At 68.6% G+C, this 15,803-nt stretch carries 17 protein-coding genes; 11 read left to right on the top strand and 6 right to left on the bottom strand.

What is annotated here, in order from left to right:
* Positions 1–31: 31 nt before the first annotated feature.
* The 5 genes from ABD767_RS08695 to ABD767_RS08715 all read left to right on the top strand — a co-directional run bounded on the left by ABD767_RS08695 (position 32) and on the right by ABD767_RS08715 (position 4,680).
* Positions 32–1,423 (top strand): sodium-dependent transporter, encoded by a 1,392-nt coding sequence (locus tag ABD767_RS08695; RefSeq protein ID WP_103044926.1) that lies wholly within the window; start codon positions 32–34, stop codon positions 1,421–1,423.
* Positions 1,420–2,649: an aminoacetone oxidase family FAD-binding enzyme gene (locus tag ABD767_RS08700; RefSeq protein WP_103044925.1), complete on the top strand. Its 1,230-nt coding sequence runs from the start codon at positions 1,420–1,422 to the stop codon at positions 2,647–2,649. The genes ABD767_RS08695 and ABD767_RS08700 overlap by 4 nt, the downstream gene beginning before the upstream one ends.
* Positions 2,650–2,794: 145 nt before the next feature.
* Positions 2,795–3,007, top strand: a complete 213-nt coding sequence (gene rpsU / locus ABD767_RS08705; RefSeq protein ID WP_103044924.1) for a 30S ribosomal protein S21 — start codon at positions 2,795–2,797, stop codon at positions 3,005–3,007.
* 92 nt (positions 3,008–3,099) lie between these two features.
* Entirely contained in the window at positions 3,100–3,546 is a 447-nt protein-coding gene (locus ABD767_RS08710) for a GatB/YqeY domain-containing protein (protein WP_103044923.1), read from the top strand.
* 42 nt (positions 3,547–3,588) lie between these two features.
* Positions 3,589–4,680 carry a tartrate dehydrogenase gene (locus tag ABD767_RS08715; protein WP_103044922.1) on the top strand — a complete coding sequence of 364 codons (1,092 nt, stop codon included), beginning with the start codon at positions 3,589–3,591 and terminating at the stop codon, positions 4,678–4,680.
* Positions 4,681–4,715: 35 nt separating this feature from the next.
* On the opposite strand, the gene ABD767_RS08720 is transcribed toward ABD767_RS08715, so the two are convergent.
* Together ABD767_RS08720 and pmbA are read right to left on the bottom strand one after the other, a co-directional pair.
* Complete coding sequence (locus ABD767_RS08720; RefSeq protein ID WP_103044921.1) at positions 4,716–5,624, bottom strand: EamA family transporter; 909 nt, start codon at positions 5,622–5,624, stop codon at positions 4,716–4,718.
* Entirely contained in the window at positions 5,621–7,054 is a 1,434-nt protein-coding gene (gene pmbA / locus ABD767_RS08725) for a metalloprotease PmbA (protein WP_344869262.1), read from the bottom strand. Before pmbA ends, ABD767_RS08720 begins: the two co-directional genes overlap by 4 nt.
* 85 nt (positions 7,055–7,139) lie before the next feature.
* Between pmbA and yjgA the strand changes: the two genes are divergently transcribed.
* Positions 7,140–7,769: a ribosome biogenesis factor YjgA gene (yjgA, locus tag ABD767_RS08730; protein ID WP_344869264.1), complete on the top strand. Its 630-nt coding sequence runs from the start codon at positions 7,140–7,142 to the stop codon at positions 7,767–7,769.
* A 21-nt stretch (positions 7,770–7,790) separates the two neighbouring features.
* Positions 7,791–8,384 (top strand): molybdopterin adenylyltransferase, encoded by a 594-nt coding sequence (mog, locus tag ABD767_RS08735; protein WP_344869266.1) that lies wholly within the window; start codon positions 7,791–7,793, stop codon positions 8,382–8,384.
* A 27-nt stretch (positions 8,385–8,411) separates the two neighbouring features.
* Here mog and ABD767_RS08740 read toward each other — a convergent pair whose 3' ends face one another.
* From ABD767_RS08740 to ABD767_RS08750, 3 genes are read right to left on the bottom strand one after another with little or no spacing between them, the layout of a single operon-like run.
* A complete protein-coding gene (locus tag ABD767_RS08740; protein ID WP_344869268.1) occupies positions 8,412–9,074 on the bottom strand; it encodes a nitroreductase in 663 nt (220 codons plus the stop codon).
* Positions 9,075–9,128: 54 nt separating this feature from the next.
* Positions 9,129–9,920 carry a serine O-acetyltransferase gene (gene cysE, locus ABD767_RS08745; protein WP_103044916.1) on the bottom strand — a complete coding sequence of 264 codons (792 nt, stop codon included), beginning with the start codon at positions 9,918–9,920 and terminating at the stop codon, positions 9,129–9,131.
* A gap of 36 nt (positions 9,921–9,956) precedes the next feature.
* Positions 9,957–10,763, bottom strand: a complete 807-nt coding sequence (locus ABD767_RS08750; RefSeq protein WP_344869270.1) for an RNA methyltransferase — start codon at positions 10,761–10,763, stop codon at positions 9,957–9,959.
* A 125-nt stretch (positions 10,764–10,888) separates the two neighbouring features.
* Here ABD767_RS08750 and ABD767_RS08755 point away from each other — a divergent pair, with 125 nt between their 5' ends.
* The 4 genes from ABD767_RS08755 to ABD767_RS08770 all read left to right on the top strand — a co-directional run bounded on the left by ABD767_RS08755 (position 10,889) and on the right by ABD767_RS08770 (position 14,235).
* On the top strand, positions 10,889–11,836 hold the full coding sequence (locus ABD767_RS08755) for an inositol monophosphatase family protein (protein WP_344869272.1): 948 nt from the start codon (positions 10,889–10,891) through the stop codon (positions 11,834–11,836).
* 141 nt (positions 11,837–11,977) lie between these two features.
* Positions 11,978–12,781, top strand: coding sequence for a transporter substrate-binding domain-containing protein (locus ABD767_RS08760; protein WP_103044913.1), 804 nt, complete (start codon positions 11,978–11,980; stop codon positions 12,779–12,781).
* A 27-nt stretch (positions 12,782–12,808) separates the two neighbouring features.
* Positions 12,809–13,489 carry an ABC transporter permease subunit gene (locus tag ABD767_RS08765; RefSeq protein ID WP_103044912.1) on the top strand — a complete coding sequence of 227 codons (681 nt, stop codon included), beginning with the start codon at positions 12,809–12,811 and terminating at the stop codon, positions 13,487–13,489.
* Entirely contained in the window at positions 13,486–14,235 is a 750-nt protein-coding gene (locus tag ABD767_RS08770) for an ATP-binding cassette domain-containing protein (RefSeq protein ID WP_103044911.1), read from the top strand. The genes ABD767_RS08765 and ABD767_RS08770 overlap by 4 nt, the downstream gene beginning before the upstream one ends.
* A gap of 221 nt (positions 14,236–14,456) precedes the next feature.
* Here the strand turns inward: ABD767_RS08770 and ada are convergent, their stop codons facing one another.
* On the bottom strand, positions 14,457–15,515 hold the full coding sequence (ada, locus tag ABD767_RS08775) for a bifunctional DNA-binding transcriptional regulator/O6-methylguanine-DNA methyltransferase Ada (protein WP_103044910.1): 1,059 nt from the start codon (positions 15,513–15,515) through the stop codon (positions 14,457–14,459).
* Between the last annotated feature and the right edge of the window lie 288 nt (positions 15,516–15,803).

Genomic DNA, 15,803 nt, shown 5'->3' on the forward strand with positions numbered 1-15,803 from the left:
ACACCTGCCAGCGCCCGCCGGCGCACCGCCCATGCGCACCACCGGTTCCCGCCCCGCCGCCCCTCGCGGCGGTTTTTCGTCCAGCTTCGGCGCCCTGGCCGCCACGCTCGGCTCGGCCGTGGGCCTGGGCAACATCTGGAAGTTCCCGTCGCTCACCGGCGCCAACGGCGGCGCCGGTTTTCTGCTGGTCTACCTGCTGGCCACGCTGCTGATCGGCCTGCCGGTGATGATTGCCGAGATCACCATGGGCCGCCAGGCGCGCGCCAACCCCATCAGCGCGCTGCGCCAGCTCACGCCCGAGGATGCACGCCTGCCCTGGTGGCTGATCGGCGTAGCCGGCGTAGCCGCGGCCCTGCTCATCCTGTCGTTCTACTCCGAGGTCGTCGCCTGGGTCTTCGCCTACATGTTCAAGGCCTTGACGGGCAACCTGCTGCACGCCGATCCGGGGCGCACCCAGGCCACGTTCGACGCGCTGATCGCCTCGCCGCTGCAGACCGTGCTGTGGCAATGGGCGGTGCTGGTGTTCATCAGCGCCATCCTGCTGATGGGCGTGCGCGGCGGCATCGAGGCCATGACCCGCAAGCTCATGCCGCTGCTGTTCGTGCTGTTACTGCTGCTGGGCGCCTACAGCCTGACGCTGCCGGGCACGGCGCAGGCGCTGGCCTTTCTGTTCAAGCCCGAGTGGAGCCGCATCACGCCCGCCGTCGTGCTCACCGCAATGGGGCTGGCCTTCTTCAAGCTGTCGATCGGCATCGGCACGATGATGACCTACGGCAGCTACTTCACGCCCGGCCAGAACATCCCGGCCACCGCCACCCGCGTGATGCTGGCCGATCTGGGCGTCTCGCTGCTGGCGGGCATGGCCATCTTCCCGGCCGTGTTCAGCCTGGGCTTTGCGCCCAGCGCCGGCCCGGCGCTGGTGTTCATCACCATCCCCGCGGTGTTCGCGCAAATGCCCGGCGGCGCGGTGCTGCTGGCCGTGTTCTTCGTGCTCACGGCCATCGCCGCCACCGGCGCCATGCTCTCGATCATGGAGGTGCCGGTCGTCATCCTGTGCGAGCACCTGCACTGGCGCCGGCCCACGGCCATCCTGGCCACGCTGGCGGTGCTGATGGTGCTGGGCGCGGGCTGCGCGCTCAGCCTGAACCTGCTGGCGCACTTTCGCCCCGGCGGGCGCAGCCTGTTCGACTGGGCCGACCACCTGTCCTCCAACCTGCTGATGCCTACCTGCGGCATTGCGCTGGCGCTGTTCGTCGGCTGGGTCTGGGGCGACCGCGCCTTCGCCCAGGCGCTGTCCAGCCAGGGACGGACCGCCAACGCCGCGCTGGCGCGCATCCTGGGCTGGCTGCTGCGCTGGGTCACGCCACTGCTCATCCTGGTCGTCATGCTCGCTGGCCTGGGCATGCTGGGCGGTGCGCCATGACGGCAGCCCAGCGGTATGACGCCATCGTGCTGGGCGCGGGCGCGGCCGGCCTGATGTGCGCCGCCGTCGCCGGCCAGCGCGGCCTGCGCGTGCTGCTGCTCGACCACGCCGCGCGCGTGGCCGAGAAGATCCGCATCTCCGGCGGCGGGCGCTGCAATTTCACCAACCGGCTGCTGGACGCGCGTGCGCCGCAGCAGCACTACGTGGGCACCAACCCGCGCTTTGCCCGCTCGGCGCTGGCGCGCTACACGCCGCAGGATTTCATCGTCCTGGTCGAGCGCCACGGCATCGCCTGGCATGAAAAGCACAAGGGCCAGCTGTTCTGCGACGGCTCGGCGCAGGCCATCATCGACCTGCTGCTGGCCGAATGCGCGCGCGGGCGCGTCGAGCACCTGCAGCCCTGCCAGATTCGGAAGGTGTCGTTCGACGCTGCCCACGGCAGCTATTTACTGGATACCGAACGCGGCCCGGCAGAGGCGCCCAGCCTGGTCGTCGCCACCGGCGGTCTGTCCATCCCCAAGATCGGCGCGACCGACCTTGGCCACCGCCTGGCACGCCAGTTCGGCCTGCCGGTCACCGCGCTGCGCCCCGGCCTGGTGCCGCTGACCTTCGACGCCCAGCAGTGGGCGTCCTACGCGCAGCTGGCCGGCGTCAGCCTGCCGGTGCGCATTGCCTGCGGCGAGAAAAAGCAGCGCATGGCGTTCGACGAAGACCTGCTGTTCACCCACCGCGGACTGTCCGGGCCGGCGGTGCTGCAAATCTCCAGCTACTGGCACGCCGGCCAGGCGCTGCACATCGACCTGGCGCCGGGCGTGGACTTGGCGCAGGAGTTGCTGCAGGCCAAGGCGCAGTCAAAGAAACACATCGCCAACCTGCTCGCGCAGTGGCTGCCCGCGCGCCTGGCCGACGCCTGGTGCGCGCAAGAGCCGGCATGGCAGCGCCCGGTGAACGAGGCCAGCGACAAGGCGCTGCTGCAGCTGGCGGCGCAGCTGGCCGACTGGCGCATCACGCCGTCGGGCACCGAAGGCTGGCGCAAGGCCGAGGTGACGCTGGGCGGCGTGGACGTGCAGGCATTGCAGCAGCAGGACATGCAGGCGCGGGGGCAACCAGGGCTGTACTTCATCGGCGAGGTGGTCGACGTCACCGGCTGGCTGGGCGGCTACAACTTCCAGTGGGCCTGGGCCAGCGCCCTGGCCTGCGCGCAGGCCTTGCCAAAGACAGTTTGACGGTTATAATGCCCGACTTTGCTGGCAATCGCCCCGCCGGCCAAATACTAGTTACGAGACGGGGCACAACCGCCGCGCAAGGCTGACAGGCCCGATCTTCCTGCCAACCCGCTGCCGGCACAATCATTTCTGGATACCTTCACTGATGACGACCATTCGTGTAAAAGAAAACGAACCCTTTGACGTGGCCCTGCGCCGCTTCAAGCGCACCATCGAAAAGCTGGGCCTGCTCAACGATCTGCGCGCCCGCGAGTTCTACGAAAAGCCCACGGCCGAGCGCAAGCGCAAAAAGGCCGCAGCCGTCAAGCGCCACTACAAGCGCGTGCGCAGCATGCAGCTGCCCAAGAAGCTGTACTGATACAGCGCGGCGTTTCACTGCGCCCCAATCAACCCGCGCTCGGGACGCCTGGCGCGGGTTTTTTGTTTTCCGCATTCACTTTGGAGCACGCCATGAGCCTGAAAGCACAGATAACCGAAGACATGAAGACCGCGATGCGCGCCAAGGACAGCGCGCGCCTGGCCACCATCCGCCTGCTGCTGGCGGCGATCAAGCAAAAAGAGGTGGACGAGCGCATCGAGCTGGACGACGCCGCCGTCATCGCCGTGCTCGACAAAATGCTCAAGCAGCGCAAGGACAGCATCACCGCCTTCGAGGCAGCGGGCCGCCAGGATCTGGCCGATCAGGAAAAGGCCGAAACCACCGTGCTGCAGGCCTACCTGCCGGCGCGCATGTCGGACGACGAGGTGCGCCAGGCGGTGCAAGCCATCGTTGCCGAGCTGGGCGCCACGTCGCCCGCCGACATGGGCAAGGTCATGGGCGCGGTCAAGGCCCGCCTGGCCGGCAAGGCCGACATGGGCGCGGCCAGCGCCGCAGTCAAGGCAGCGCTGGCGGGTTGATTCCCAAGAGCAAACCACAACGATTTCAGGAGGAGACCGCCCATGCCCCGCTCCCACCGCATTGCCGTCATCGCCGGCGACGGCATTGGCCGCGAGGTCATGCCCGAGGGCCTGCGCGCCGTGCAGGCCGCGGCCACGCGCTTTGGCCTGGCACTGGAACTGCACGCCTTCGAGTGGGCAAGCTGCGAATACTACGCCCAGCACGGCCAGATGATGCCGGACGACTGGAAGGCGCAGCTATCGGGCATGGATGCGATCTACTTTGGCGCCGTGGGCTGGCCGGACACCGTGCCCGACCATGTGTCGCTGTGGGGCAGCCTGCTGAAGTTCCGCCGCGAGTTCGACCAGTACATCAACCTGCGCCCGGTGCGCCTGTTCGACGGCGTGCCCTGCCCGCTGGCGGGCAAGAAGCCCGGCGACATCGACTACCTGGTGGTGCGCGAGAATACCGAGGGCGAATACACCGCGCTGGGCGGCGTGATGTTCGAGGGCACCGAGCGCGAGATCGTGGTGCAGGAGTCGGTCTACTCGCGCGTGGGCGCCGAGCGGCTGTTGAAATACGCGTTCGACCTGGCGCAAAGCCGTCCGAAGAAGCACTTGTCGCTGGCCACCAAGAGCAACGGCATCGCGATCAGCATGCCCTGGTGGGACAGGCAGGCCGAGGCCATGGCCGCGCACTACCCGGGCGTCGCCTGGGACAAGCACCACATCGACATCCTGGCCGCGCGCTTCGTGCTGCAGCCCGAGCGCTTCGACGTGGTGGCCGCAACCAATCTGTTTGGCGACATCCTGTCGGACCTGGGGCCGGCGACGACCGGCACCATCGGCCTGGCGCCGTCGGCCAACCTCAACCCCGAGCGCCAATTCCCGAGCCTGTTCGAGCCGGTGCACGGCTCGGCGCCCGACATCTACGGCAAGAACATCGCCAACCCGATTGCGATGGTCTGGTCAGGCGCGCTGATGCTCGACCACCTGACCGGCGGCCAGGGCGCGGGCCGCGCGGCGCACGACGCCATCGTCAGCGCGATCGAAGCCGTGCTGCGCAGCGGCCCGCGCACACCCGACCTGGGCGGCAGCGCCGGCACGACCGAGGTGGGCGAGGCGATTGCCCGGCACATCGCCGGAGGGGCATAAAGGGCTGGGCAGTTCGGCTGATGCAGGCGGGCGCATCAGCGCCGCGCCGCCACCCAGCGCCCACCCAGCTGGTTCAGCGCCATGCCGGCCAGAACCGCCAGCGTGCCCAGCCACTGCAGCTGCGTGGGGCGCTCACCGAGCAGCAGCATGGCCGCCAGCAGGCCGATGACCGGCACCGGCATCGACAGCGGCCCCACGGTGCTGGCCGAATAGCGCTGCAGCAACTGCGTCCACAGCCCATAGCCCAGCAGCGTGGACGCGCCGGCCAGATAGGCCACCACGCCCAGCTCACGCCAGCCCAGCGCCAGCAGCTGCGCCTGCACCGCGACCACGCCGCCCTCCAGCCAGGCCGACAGCGCCAGCAGCGGCACGATGGGGAACACACTGCTCCAGACGATGAAGGGCACGGCGTCGTAGTCGCCATGGCGCGCCGCGTGGCGCGTGATCAGCGTGGCCAGCGACCACATCGCGGCCGAGCCCAGCGTCAGCACGAAGCCGGTCAGCGTCATGTCGCGCATCGACGCCCCATGCGCGCTGCCAATGAACACCAGCCCCAGCGCCGCAATCACCATGCCCCACCACTGCCAGGGCTGGGGGCGCTCGTGCAGCCAGGCCGCGGCCATCAACACGGTGATGAAGGCCTGCGCCTGCAGCACCACCGACGCCATGCCGGCGGGCATGCCCACCTTCAGCCCGGTGAACAACAGGCCAAACTGCCCCACGCCCTGTACCAGCCCGTAGGCGGCCAACAGGGCCCACGGCAGATTGGCCGGCCGACGCACGAACAGCAGCAGCGGCAGCGACGCGCCGGCAAAGCGCAGCGCCGACAGCAGCAGTGGCGAGAGCGTGAGCAGCCCCCACTTCATCACGACGAAATTGAGCCCCCAGGCGACGATGACCGCCAGCGCCTTGATCCAGTCGGCGCGCGCGAGGGCGGCACTCAACTGCCGGCCACCTTCATGCGGTTGACCAGGATGGAGCCCACGCGCTTGGCGCCCATGCCGTAGACGTCGGCACCGACGGCCTCGATGCCCTTGAACATGGTCTTGAGGTTGCCGGCGATGGTGATCTCCTGGACCGGAAAGGCGATCTCGCCGTTCTCGACCCAGAAACCGCTGGCGCCGCGCGAGTAGTCGCCGGTGACGTAGTTCACGCCCTGGCCCATCAGCTCGAGGACGAACAGTCCTGTGCCCAGTTTTTTCAGCATCGCGTCCAGGTCGTCACCGGCGCGGGTGCGCCGCGAGGTCAGCTCCAGGTTGTGCGACCCGCCGGCGTTGCCCGTGGTGCGCATGCCCAGCTTGCGCGCCGAGTAGCTCGACAGGAAATAGCCCGCGACGCGCCCGCCGTCGACCACCTTGCGCGGCGCGACGCGCACACCCTCGTCGTCGTACGGCGAGCTGCCCTTGCCGCCAATGACGAACGGGTCTTCATGGATGTCGATGTGCGCCGGGAAGATGCGCTTGCCCAGCGCGTCGACGAGAAAGCTGCTTTTGCGGTACAGCGCGCCGCCGCTTACGGCCTGCGTGAACGCGCCCAGCAGGCCGGCGGCCACCGGCGCCTCGAACAGTACCGGGCATTCGGTGGTCGGAATCTTGCGCGCGCCCAGGCGCGAGAGCGCGCGTTCGGCTGCGTAGCGGCCCACGGCCTCGGGCGATGCCAGGTCGGCGGCGTCGCGCTCGCTGGTGTACCAGGCGTCGCGCTGCATCTGGCCGCGCCGCCCGGGCAGCGACGCGATCGGCGCCACCGACAGGCTGTGGCGCGAGCTTGCATAGCCGCCGCGAAAGCCGCGCGTGTGCGCGCTGAAGAAATGGCTTTGCTGCGCCGACACGCCCGCACCCTCGCTGTTGGTGATGCGCCGATGCGTGGCCAGCGCCGCCGCCTCGCACTCAAGCGCCAGGCGCGCGGCTTCCTCGGCATCGACCATCCAGGGATGGAACAGCTGCAGGTCGCGGTGCTCGGCCTGCGGCGCAATGTCCTCGGCATCGGGCAGGCCGGCGGCCGGGTCTTCGGCGGTGAAGCGCGCAATGTCGTAGGCCGCCTGCACCGTGCGCCGCACCGCCTCGGGCGAGAAGTCGGAGGTGCTGGCATTGCCCCGGCGCTGGCCGATGTATACGGTCACGCCCAGCGACTTGTCGCGGTTGCGCTCCACGGTCTCCAGCTCGCCCTTGCGCACGTTGACCGACAGGCCGCAGCCCTCGGAGGCGTCGGCGCCCGCATCGGTCGCGCCCAGCTTGCGGGCATGTGCCAGCGCCTGGTCGACCAGGTCTTCGAAAAAGACACGGGAATAGCTGAAACCCGTCTGCGCCTGCGCGCTGTCTGAAGAAACGGAAGAAATGGAGGAGGCGCGCGGCGTGCGCGAAGCGGTGTGATTCATAGCGACGGCTATGATACTTGCCCCTTCGCACCTGCTGCGCCCGCCGTCCCCGTTGCCCGGGCCGCGCACCGCATTTCTTTCTGCCATGTCCCGCAAACCCCAAAAAGGCTATTACGTCAAAGGCCGCTTCGTTGCCGAAGGCAGCGAGCTGGATCTTCAGCTCAAGGCCGAGCTCAAAGGCACCGAGGTCAGCAAGACCGACCTCAAGCGCGAGAGCGACGCCCTGCAGCGCCTTGGCCAGGACTTGCTGCAGCTGCGCGCCGACCTGCTCGAACGCCTGGAGCTGCCCGAAAAACTGCTCGACGCGCTGGCCCAGCACAAGCGCATCACCGACTTCGAAGGCAGCCGGCGCCAGATGCAGTTCATCGGCAAGCTGATGCGCAAGCTGGACGAGGATCAGGTCGATGCCATCCGCGCGGCGCTTGCCGAGCAGCAAAGCGGCAGCGCCGAGGACACCCTGGTGCTGCATCTGAGCGAACAATGGCGCTCGCGCCTGCTGGCCGACGACCAGGCGCTGGCGCAATGGATGGAGCAATACCCCGGCACCGACAGCCAGCAGCTGCGCGCGCTGATCCGCCAGGCGCGCAAGGATGCGCCGCCCGAGGGGCGCGCCAGCGTCTCGCAAGGCCTGGCGCCACGCAAGAGCCGGGCCTTTCGCGAGCTGTTCCAGATGCTGCGCGAACACATTACAGTGGAGCGCCAACAACAGACCTGACCGACGACGAGGAGACACGCCATGACCCAGCCCGCCACCACCCCCGAGCCCGTCACCATCGGCATCGTCTCCGTCAGCGACCGCGCCAGCAGTGGCACTTACCAGGACAAGGGCCTGCCCGCGCTGCACGACTGGCTCAAGCGAGCGCTGCACAACCCGATCACCTTCGAGCCGCGCCTGATTCCCGACGAGCAGGAGCGCATCAGCGCCACGCTGGTGGAGCTGGCGGGCATGGGCTGCTCCCTCATCCTCACTACCGGCGGCACCGGCCCCTCGCCGCGCGACGTGACGCCCGAGGCAACGCTGGCCGTGGCCGACAAGGAGATGCCCGGTTTTGGCGAGCAGATGCGCCGCATCAGCCTGCACTTCGTGCCCACGGCCATCCTGTCGCGCCAGGTGGCCGTGGTACGCGGCAGCAGCCTGATCATCAACCTGCCCGGCCAGCCCAAGGCGATCGCCGAGACGCTGGAGGGCCTCAAGGACGGTGCGGGCGAGCAGCTCGTTCCCGGCATTTTTGCCGCCGTGCCCTACTGCATCGACCTGATCGGCGGCCCCTACCTGCAGACGCGCGACGCGGTGTGCAAGGCCTTCCGGCCCAAGAGCGCGGCGCGCTGACGCGTCCCGTCCGCTACACAGGCAGATTCAAGAAAACCCGCGCAGTTCGGCCCATTCCTCCCAGGGCGCACGCGTGGAGCGCAGGGTGTTGATGGGCGCGGCCCTGTCTTCATAACCCAGCGCAACGCCGCAGGCCACGTGGTAGGGCTCGGGCAGCGCCAGCGCCTGCTGCAGCGTGCCGGCGTAGCGGCGCCAGAACCCTTGCGCGCAGGTGGCCAGGCCGTGGTGCACTGCCAGCAGCATCAGCGACTGCAGGTAAATCCCCAGGTCGGACCACTGCGGCAGGCCCATGCGCTCGTCCACGCAGACGAAGATACCCACCGGGGCGCCGAAGAACGCCGCGTTCCTGGCCAGTTGCTCCAGACGCGCGGCCCTGTCCTCGCGCGGAATGCCGATGGTGCGGTACAAGTCCTCGCCATTGGCAAAGCGGCGCGTGCGGTAGGGCTCCCACAGGCTGGGCGGGTAGGACTGGTTGGCGGGGCCGTTCTCGGCCTCGGCACGGGCCACAGCGGCAAGCACTTGCCGCAATGGCTCGCCGGTCAGCGCCAGCACGCGCCAGGGCTGCAGGTTGCCGCCCGACGCGGCCTGGGCCGCCTCGCGCAGCAGCGCCTGCACCAGCGCGGCCTGCGGTACCTCAGGCAGGAAGGCGCGCACCGAACGGCGCTGGCGCAGGGCTTGGGGGACGTCCATGGGGAAAATTCCTGTCGTTCGACAACGCGCAAGCACGCCCGCGCGCCGCAGCCACTATTTGCCGATGATGTCGTTGAGCCTGGCGGCCGGGAACTGCTCCTGCAGGGCGGCGTCGCCGGGCACGCAGTCACCGCCCTGGTGCGTGGCCTGCGAGAGCTTCTCGATCGCCTGCCACAGCAAGGTGATCTGGTGCTCCTGCGTCGCCGCGCTGTCGACCAGCCCACGCATGGCCTGCGTCAGCGGGTCGTCCTGCTGCGCGGTCACGCCATAGGCGCTGAACTTGGGCGGCTCGTCCCGGTGCTGCTCGGTCACGTCGGCGCTGTGGCCCGCCTTGGAGGGAACGATGCGCGCCGGTATGCCCACCGCCGTGGCACCCGCAGGCACTGGCTTGATGACGACCGCGTTGCTGCCGATCTTGGCGCCGTCGCCCACCTCGAAGCCGCCCAGCACCTTGGCGCCGGCGGCAACCACCACGTCGCGCCCCAGCGTGGGATGGCGCTTGGCGCCCTTGTACAGCGAGGTGCCGCCCAGCGTCACGCCGTGGTAGATGGTGCAGCCGTCGCCCACCACCGCCGTCTCGCCGATCACGACGCCCATGCCGTGGTCGATGAAGACGCGCTCGCCGATCACCGCGCCGGGGTGGATCTCGATGCCGGTGAACCAACGTCCCAGGTGCGAGATGAATCGTCCCAGCCACTTCAGGCCATGCAGCCAGCACCAGTGCGCGCCGCGCTGCAGCCAGATGGCGTGCAGCCCCGGGTAACAGGTCACCACCTCGAAGCGGCTGCGCGCGGCCGGGTCGCGTTCAAGAATGCACTGGATGTCCGATCGCAGGCGGGAAAACATGGGGTTGTCGTTATGGATGGAAAATGGTTTCGGAGTCTAGCGGCTTCGCTGCGCCGCCTCGATCATCGCCTTGGCGACACCGCGCAGGATGTGGATTTCCTCCTGCGTCGGCTGCGCGCGGTTGAACAGCTGGTTCAGGCGCGGCATCAGTTTCTTGGGCGCCTGCGGATCCAGAAAGCCGACGCTCTCCAGCGCCTGCTGCCAGTGCGCCAGCATGCCCGCCAGCTGCGCCGCGTCGGCGCGCGCGGCTGGCGGGCCGCTGCACGCGCCAGGCCCTTCGCCCTGCGGCTCCAGCAGTTCCAGCGCCAGGCGCCACTCGTAGGCAATCAGTTGCACCGCAGCGCCCAGGTTGAGCGAGCCGAACTGCGCATTGGTCGGAATCGACAGCGCCACGTCGCAGCGGTACACGTCCTCATTGGCCATGCCAAAGCGCTCGCAGCCAAACAGGAAGGCAATGCCCTGCCCCAGGGGCGAATGCGCCGCCTCGCCGTCCGCTTCACCGCCTGCCGCTGCCGCGCGCGCGGCCAGCTCCTGGTGCACCAGCGCCTGCAGGTGCGCGCGCGGCGTGCGCGTGGGCGGGCCAAAGTCGCGCGGCGTCATCGCGGTGGCGCACAGATGGCTCACGCCGTCCAGTGCCTCGTCCAGCGTGGCGACGATGCGCGCGTTGGCCAGCACGTCTGTGGCGCCGCTTGCGCGCTGGATGGTCTCCTCGCGGCGCAGCACATTGGGCCAGCGCGGCGCCACCAGCGCCAGCTCGCCAAAACCCATGGTCTTGATGGCGCGCGCCGCAGCGCCCACGTTGCCCGCATGGCTGGTCTGAATCAGGATGAAGCGCGTATGCATTGCCCGATTGTCGCAGCCACCCATGCAGGCCCGGGGCCATGCAGATAAAATCGCTCCTTTGCGCCGCGCATCGCCGCTGGCAGCAACCCCGGCCGCAGCGCCGCTACGCACATCCCCCACAATTCATGTCGTCCAGCCAACACCCCATGCTCAACGTGGCCGTCAAGGCCGCCCGCGCCGCAGGCGCGATCATCAACCGCGCCGCCCTCGACGTCGAGGCCGTGCGCGTATCGCAAAAACAGATCAACGACTTCGTCACCGAGGTCGACCAGGCGGCCGAGCAGGCCATCATCGACACGCTGCTCACCGCCTACCCCGGCCACGCCATCCTGGCCGAAGAGTCGGGCAGCGAGCGCGGCTCGCGCCACTCGGACTATCAGTGGATCATCGACCCGCTGGACGGCACCACCAACTTCATCCACGGCTTTCCGGTCTATTGCGTCAGCATCGCGCTGGCATTCAAGGGCCGCATCGAGCACGCCGTGGTCTACGACCCCACGCGCAACGACCTGTTCACCTCCACGCGCGGGCGCGGCGCCTTCATGAACGACAGGCGCATCCGCGTCTCCAAGCGCACGCGGCTGGGCGAATGCCTGATCGCCACCGGCTTTCCCTTCCGCCCAGGCGACGACTTCCAGACCTACCTCCTGATGATGAGCGACGTGATGCAGCGCACCACCGGCCTGCGCCGCCAGGGCGCCGCGGCGCTGGATCTGGCCTATGTCGCCGCGGGCTTCAGCGACGGCTTCTTCGAATCCGGCCTGTCGATCTGGGACGTGGCCGCTGGCGGCCTGCTGGTCACCGAAGCCGGCGGTCTGGTGGGCAATTTCTCGGGCGAGGCCGACTTCCTGGAGCAGCGCGAATGCCTGGCCGGCAACCCGCGCATCTACGGCCAGCTGGTCACGCTGCTGGGCAAATACAGCAAGTTCGCCACCGCCGGCGACAAAGCCACGGTGCGCCAGGCGCTGCAGCGCAAAAAAGACGCGGCGCAGCCGGCCGAGACCTCGAATGACGCCAGCATCGATGAAGCCCAGGCCGATCAGCCCCAGGACGACGAGAGCGCGCCCGACTGACGCGCAGGCCTGCCCGGCGCAGGCGTGCACAGCCCATAAGCACATTGCCAAACGGTCTATGCACTGCGCGGCCCTCCTGCCCAAGAGCGCGCATACTTTGCCGGTTCACCGCGCGGCTGTCGCGCACTGCGAGGAATCACCATGAAGCTGCTCAAGAAAATCTGCCTGGCCGCCGGCATTGCCACTGCGGCGCTGCTGGCCCAGGCGCCTGCCGTCGCAGCAGGCGACGACCTGGCGGCCATCCAGAAGGCCGGCGTGATCCGCATCGGCACCGAAGGCACGTATGCGCCCTTCACCTTCCACCAGCCCTCGGACAACCAGCTGGTGGGTTTTGACGTGGAGATCGGCCGCGCCATCGCCGCCAAGCTGGGCGTCAAGCCCGAGTTCGTCGAGGGCAAGTGGGACGGCCTGATCGCCGGACTCAACGTCAACCGCTACGACGTGGTCATCAACCAGGTGGGCATCTCGCCCGAGCGCCAGGCCAAGTACGACTTCTCCAAGCCCTACATCGCCTCGGCCGCAGCGCTCGTCGTGCGCGCCGACAACGACGCAATCAACGGCTTTGCCGACCTCAAGGGCAAGCGCTCGGCCAACAGCATCAGCAGCAACTTTGCCAAGCTGGCCGAGGCCAACGGCGCGCAGGTGGTGGCAGTGCAGGGCTTCAACGACGCCATCGCGCTGCTGCTGGCGGGCCGCGTGGATGCCACCGTCAACGACTACCTGTCCTACCTGGACTTCAAGAAGCAGCAGCCGCAGGCCAAGGTGAAGGTGGTGGCGCAGGACGACAGCGCCGAGTTCGGCCGCTCGGGCGTGCTGATGCGCAAGGGCCAGGCGCCGCTCAAGGCCGCCATCGACAAGGCGCTGGACGAGATCGTCGCCGACGGCAGCTACCGCCAGATTTCCGAGCGCTACTTTGGCGAGGACCTCTCCGCCAAGCTGCGCTGAGTCCACGGCTTCGACTCCCGAGGATTCGTGCCCGACTGGCTCCATTTGATGCAGCAATCCCTCTGGCCACTGCTGGTCGGAGGGATCAAGTTCACCGTCCCGCTGGCGCTGTTGTCGTTCGCCTTCGGCCTGCTGCTGGCCTTCTGGGCGGCGCTGGCACGGCTGTTCGCCCCGGCGCCCATCGTCTGGCTGGTGCGTTTCTACATCTGGCTGATCCGCGGCACGCCGCTGCTGGTGCAGCTGTTCGTGATCTTCTACGGCCTGCCCAGCGCGGGCATCGTGCTGGATCCGCTCACCGCGGCGCTCATCGGCTTCTCGCTCAACGTCGGCGCCTACAACGCCGAGGTGATCCGCGGCGCCATCGAGGCCATTCCGCGCGGCCAGTGGGATGCCGCCTACGCCATCGGCATGACGCGCGCGCAGGCCATGCGCCGCACCGTGCTGCCGCAGGCGGCGCGCGTGGCCGTGCCGCCGCTGGCCAATTCCTTCATCGCGCTGGTGAAGGACACGTCGCTGGCCGCCGTCATCACCGTGCCCGAGATCTTCCAGGCCGCGCAGCGCATCGCCTCGGTCACCTACGAGCCGCTGGTGCTCTACGTGGAGGCCGCGCTGATCTACCTGGTGCTGTGCTCGGTGCTCTCGTCGGCCCAGGTACGGCTGGAGCGCTATTTCAGCCGCCACGCCATCTTTGCCGAGGGCCAGCGATGACCATCGCCCTGCAGGACATCCGCAAATCCTTTGCCGGCACCGAGGTGCTGCACGGCATCAGCGTGGAGATCGCCCCCGGCCAGGTCACCGCGCTCATCGGCCCGTCAGGCAGCGGCAAGAGCACGCTGCTGCGCTGCGTCAACCTGCTGGAGATTCCCGACAGCGGCACGCTGACCCTGGGCGACGAGCGCCTGAGCTTCACCCCGGGCGTGCGCCCGGCGCAGGACGCGATCCAGCGCATCCGCCTGCAGACGGGCATGGTGTTCCAGAACTTCCAGCTGTTTGCGCACCAGAGCGCGCTGCAGAACGTGATGGAGGGACTGGTCACCGTCAAGCGCTGGCCGCGCGAGCGCGCACGAGCACGCGCGCTGCAGCTTCTGGATAAGGTGGGCCTGCACGACAAGGCCGACGCCTGGCCCAACAATCTCTCGGGCGGGCAGCAGCAGCGCGTGGCCATTGCCCGCGCGCTGGCGCTGGAGCCGGCGGTGCTGCTGTGCGACGAGCCGACATCGGCGCTCGACCCCGGCCTGGCCGCCGAGGTGGTCTCGGTGCTCGGCGACCTGGCGCGCGAGGGCATGACCATGCTGATGGCCACCCACGACCTGCGCCTGGCCGCGCAGATCGCCAGCCACACGGTGTTCATGCAGGACGGCAACGTCGTCGAAGCAGGCGGCGCCCGCACGATCTTCGAGAACGCGCAGGACGCCCGCACCCGCGACTTCGTGCGCACGCTCACCCAGGGCTGAGCCCGGTCTCCAATCCGCAGGAGAAATCACGCCGCCGCGCGCAATGGCCTGCAGCGCCGCGCGGCAGTCGAGGCGGCCGTACAGTCCGTTGCCGCGGTGGCCGCCGAGGGTGCCGGGCGCGGACAGCACGGCATGGCCCTCGGCATCGAGTTGCACGTTGATGTCTTCCCAGTCCAGACGGTCGAGCTTGGCGCCGAATGGGGTCATGGGCCGATGCGCCATCAGTCAATTGACTCCCGGCGCAGCAGTTCGCGCTTGCGCTCCACGCCCCAGCGGTAGCCGCCCAGTTGGCCGTCGCGCCGCACGACGCGGCGGCACGGGATGGCGACGGCGATGTGGTTTGCCCCGCAAGCCTGTGCCACGGCGCGCGTTGCTTTGGGTGCGCCGATGCGCGCGGCAACGTCGGCGTAGCTCACCGTCGTGCCCGGCGGAATCTCGCGCAGGGCACGCCACACGCGCTCCTGAAACGCCGTGCCGCGCACGTCCAGCGGCAGGTGCAGCCCCATGGACGGCGCTTCGACGAAGCCCACGACTTCGGCCACCAATTGCTCAAACTCGGCATCGCCGCCGATGATCTCGGCCTTGGGAAACTGGTCCTGCAGTTCGCGCACGAGCCGATCCGGATCGTCACCCAGCAGGATGGCGCAGATGCCGCGCTGGCTCTGCGCCACCAGGATCGCCCCCAGCGCGCACTGGCCCACGGCAAAGCGGATGACCGCACCGACGCCACCCTCGCGCCAGTCCCGCGGGCGCATGCCCAGCCGCTGACCGGAGGCCTCGTAAAACCGGCTGTCGGAGTTGAACCCCGCGCCGTAGATGGCGTCGGTAATTGATGCATGCGGGCTGCTCAATTCCTCACGCAGTCTGCGGGCGCGCCAGGCGGCGCCGTAGGCACTGGGCGTCAATCCGGTCTCGGCCTTGAACATGCGATGAAAGTGGTATGGGCTCATACCGATCTCGGCCGCCAGATCGGCCAGGGGAAGTGGTGTCTGCGCGGTCTCGATCAGGCGGCAGGCGCAGGCCACTCGTGCTGCGCGCTCAGCCGCGGCGCTGACCTGATCACCATGGGCTCGGTGGCTCCTGCGGTAGCCTGCTTCCTCGGCAGCCTCGGCCGAGTCGAAGAATTCCACGTTCTCGCGCTTGGGCAGGCGCGCCGCGGAGCCAGGTTGCCGGTACACGCCCGTGGTGCGCGTAGCGTAGACCCAGCCGTCGGCAGCGACGTCGCGTGCTTGTACTGCGGCCCAGCGTGCTTCAGCGGTGTCGTAGGTCTGGGTGTTCATGTCATGTGTCCTGCAATCTTGCATCCTGGGAGTCAGGATAGGCCGGAGTTCGACCGCAAGCACTCTGATTCTTGCGGCTGAATTCTTCTAGGGCCTGTTAAGGATGCTCTGAATAACTCACCTCCAGGCGTGCTACGTCTGGGCTATTTTTCAGATGATGCAATTTGAGTTGACTTCGGCAGGGGCAACTATTTTTTTGCCCGCCGATCGGGGCGTTTTGCCCCTTTTGGCGGCCCGCGCCCTGCTTTCGGGCGCACTCATCCCCGTGCTCCTTGCTGCTGCATCAAC

Origin of the sequence: Comamonas faecalis (assembly GCF_039538025.1) — a bacterium.
Taxonomy (GTDB): domain Bacteria; phylum Pseudomonadota; class Gammaproteobacteria; order Burkholderiales; family Burkholderiaceae_C; genus Comamonas_C; species Comamonas_C faecalis.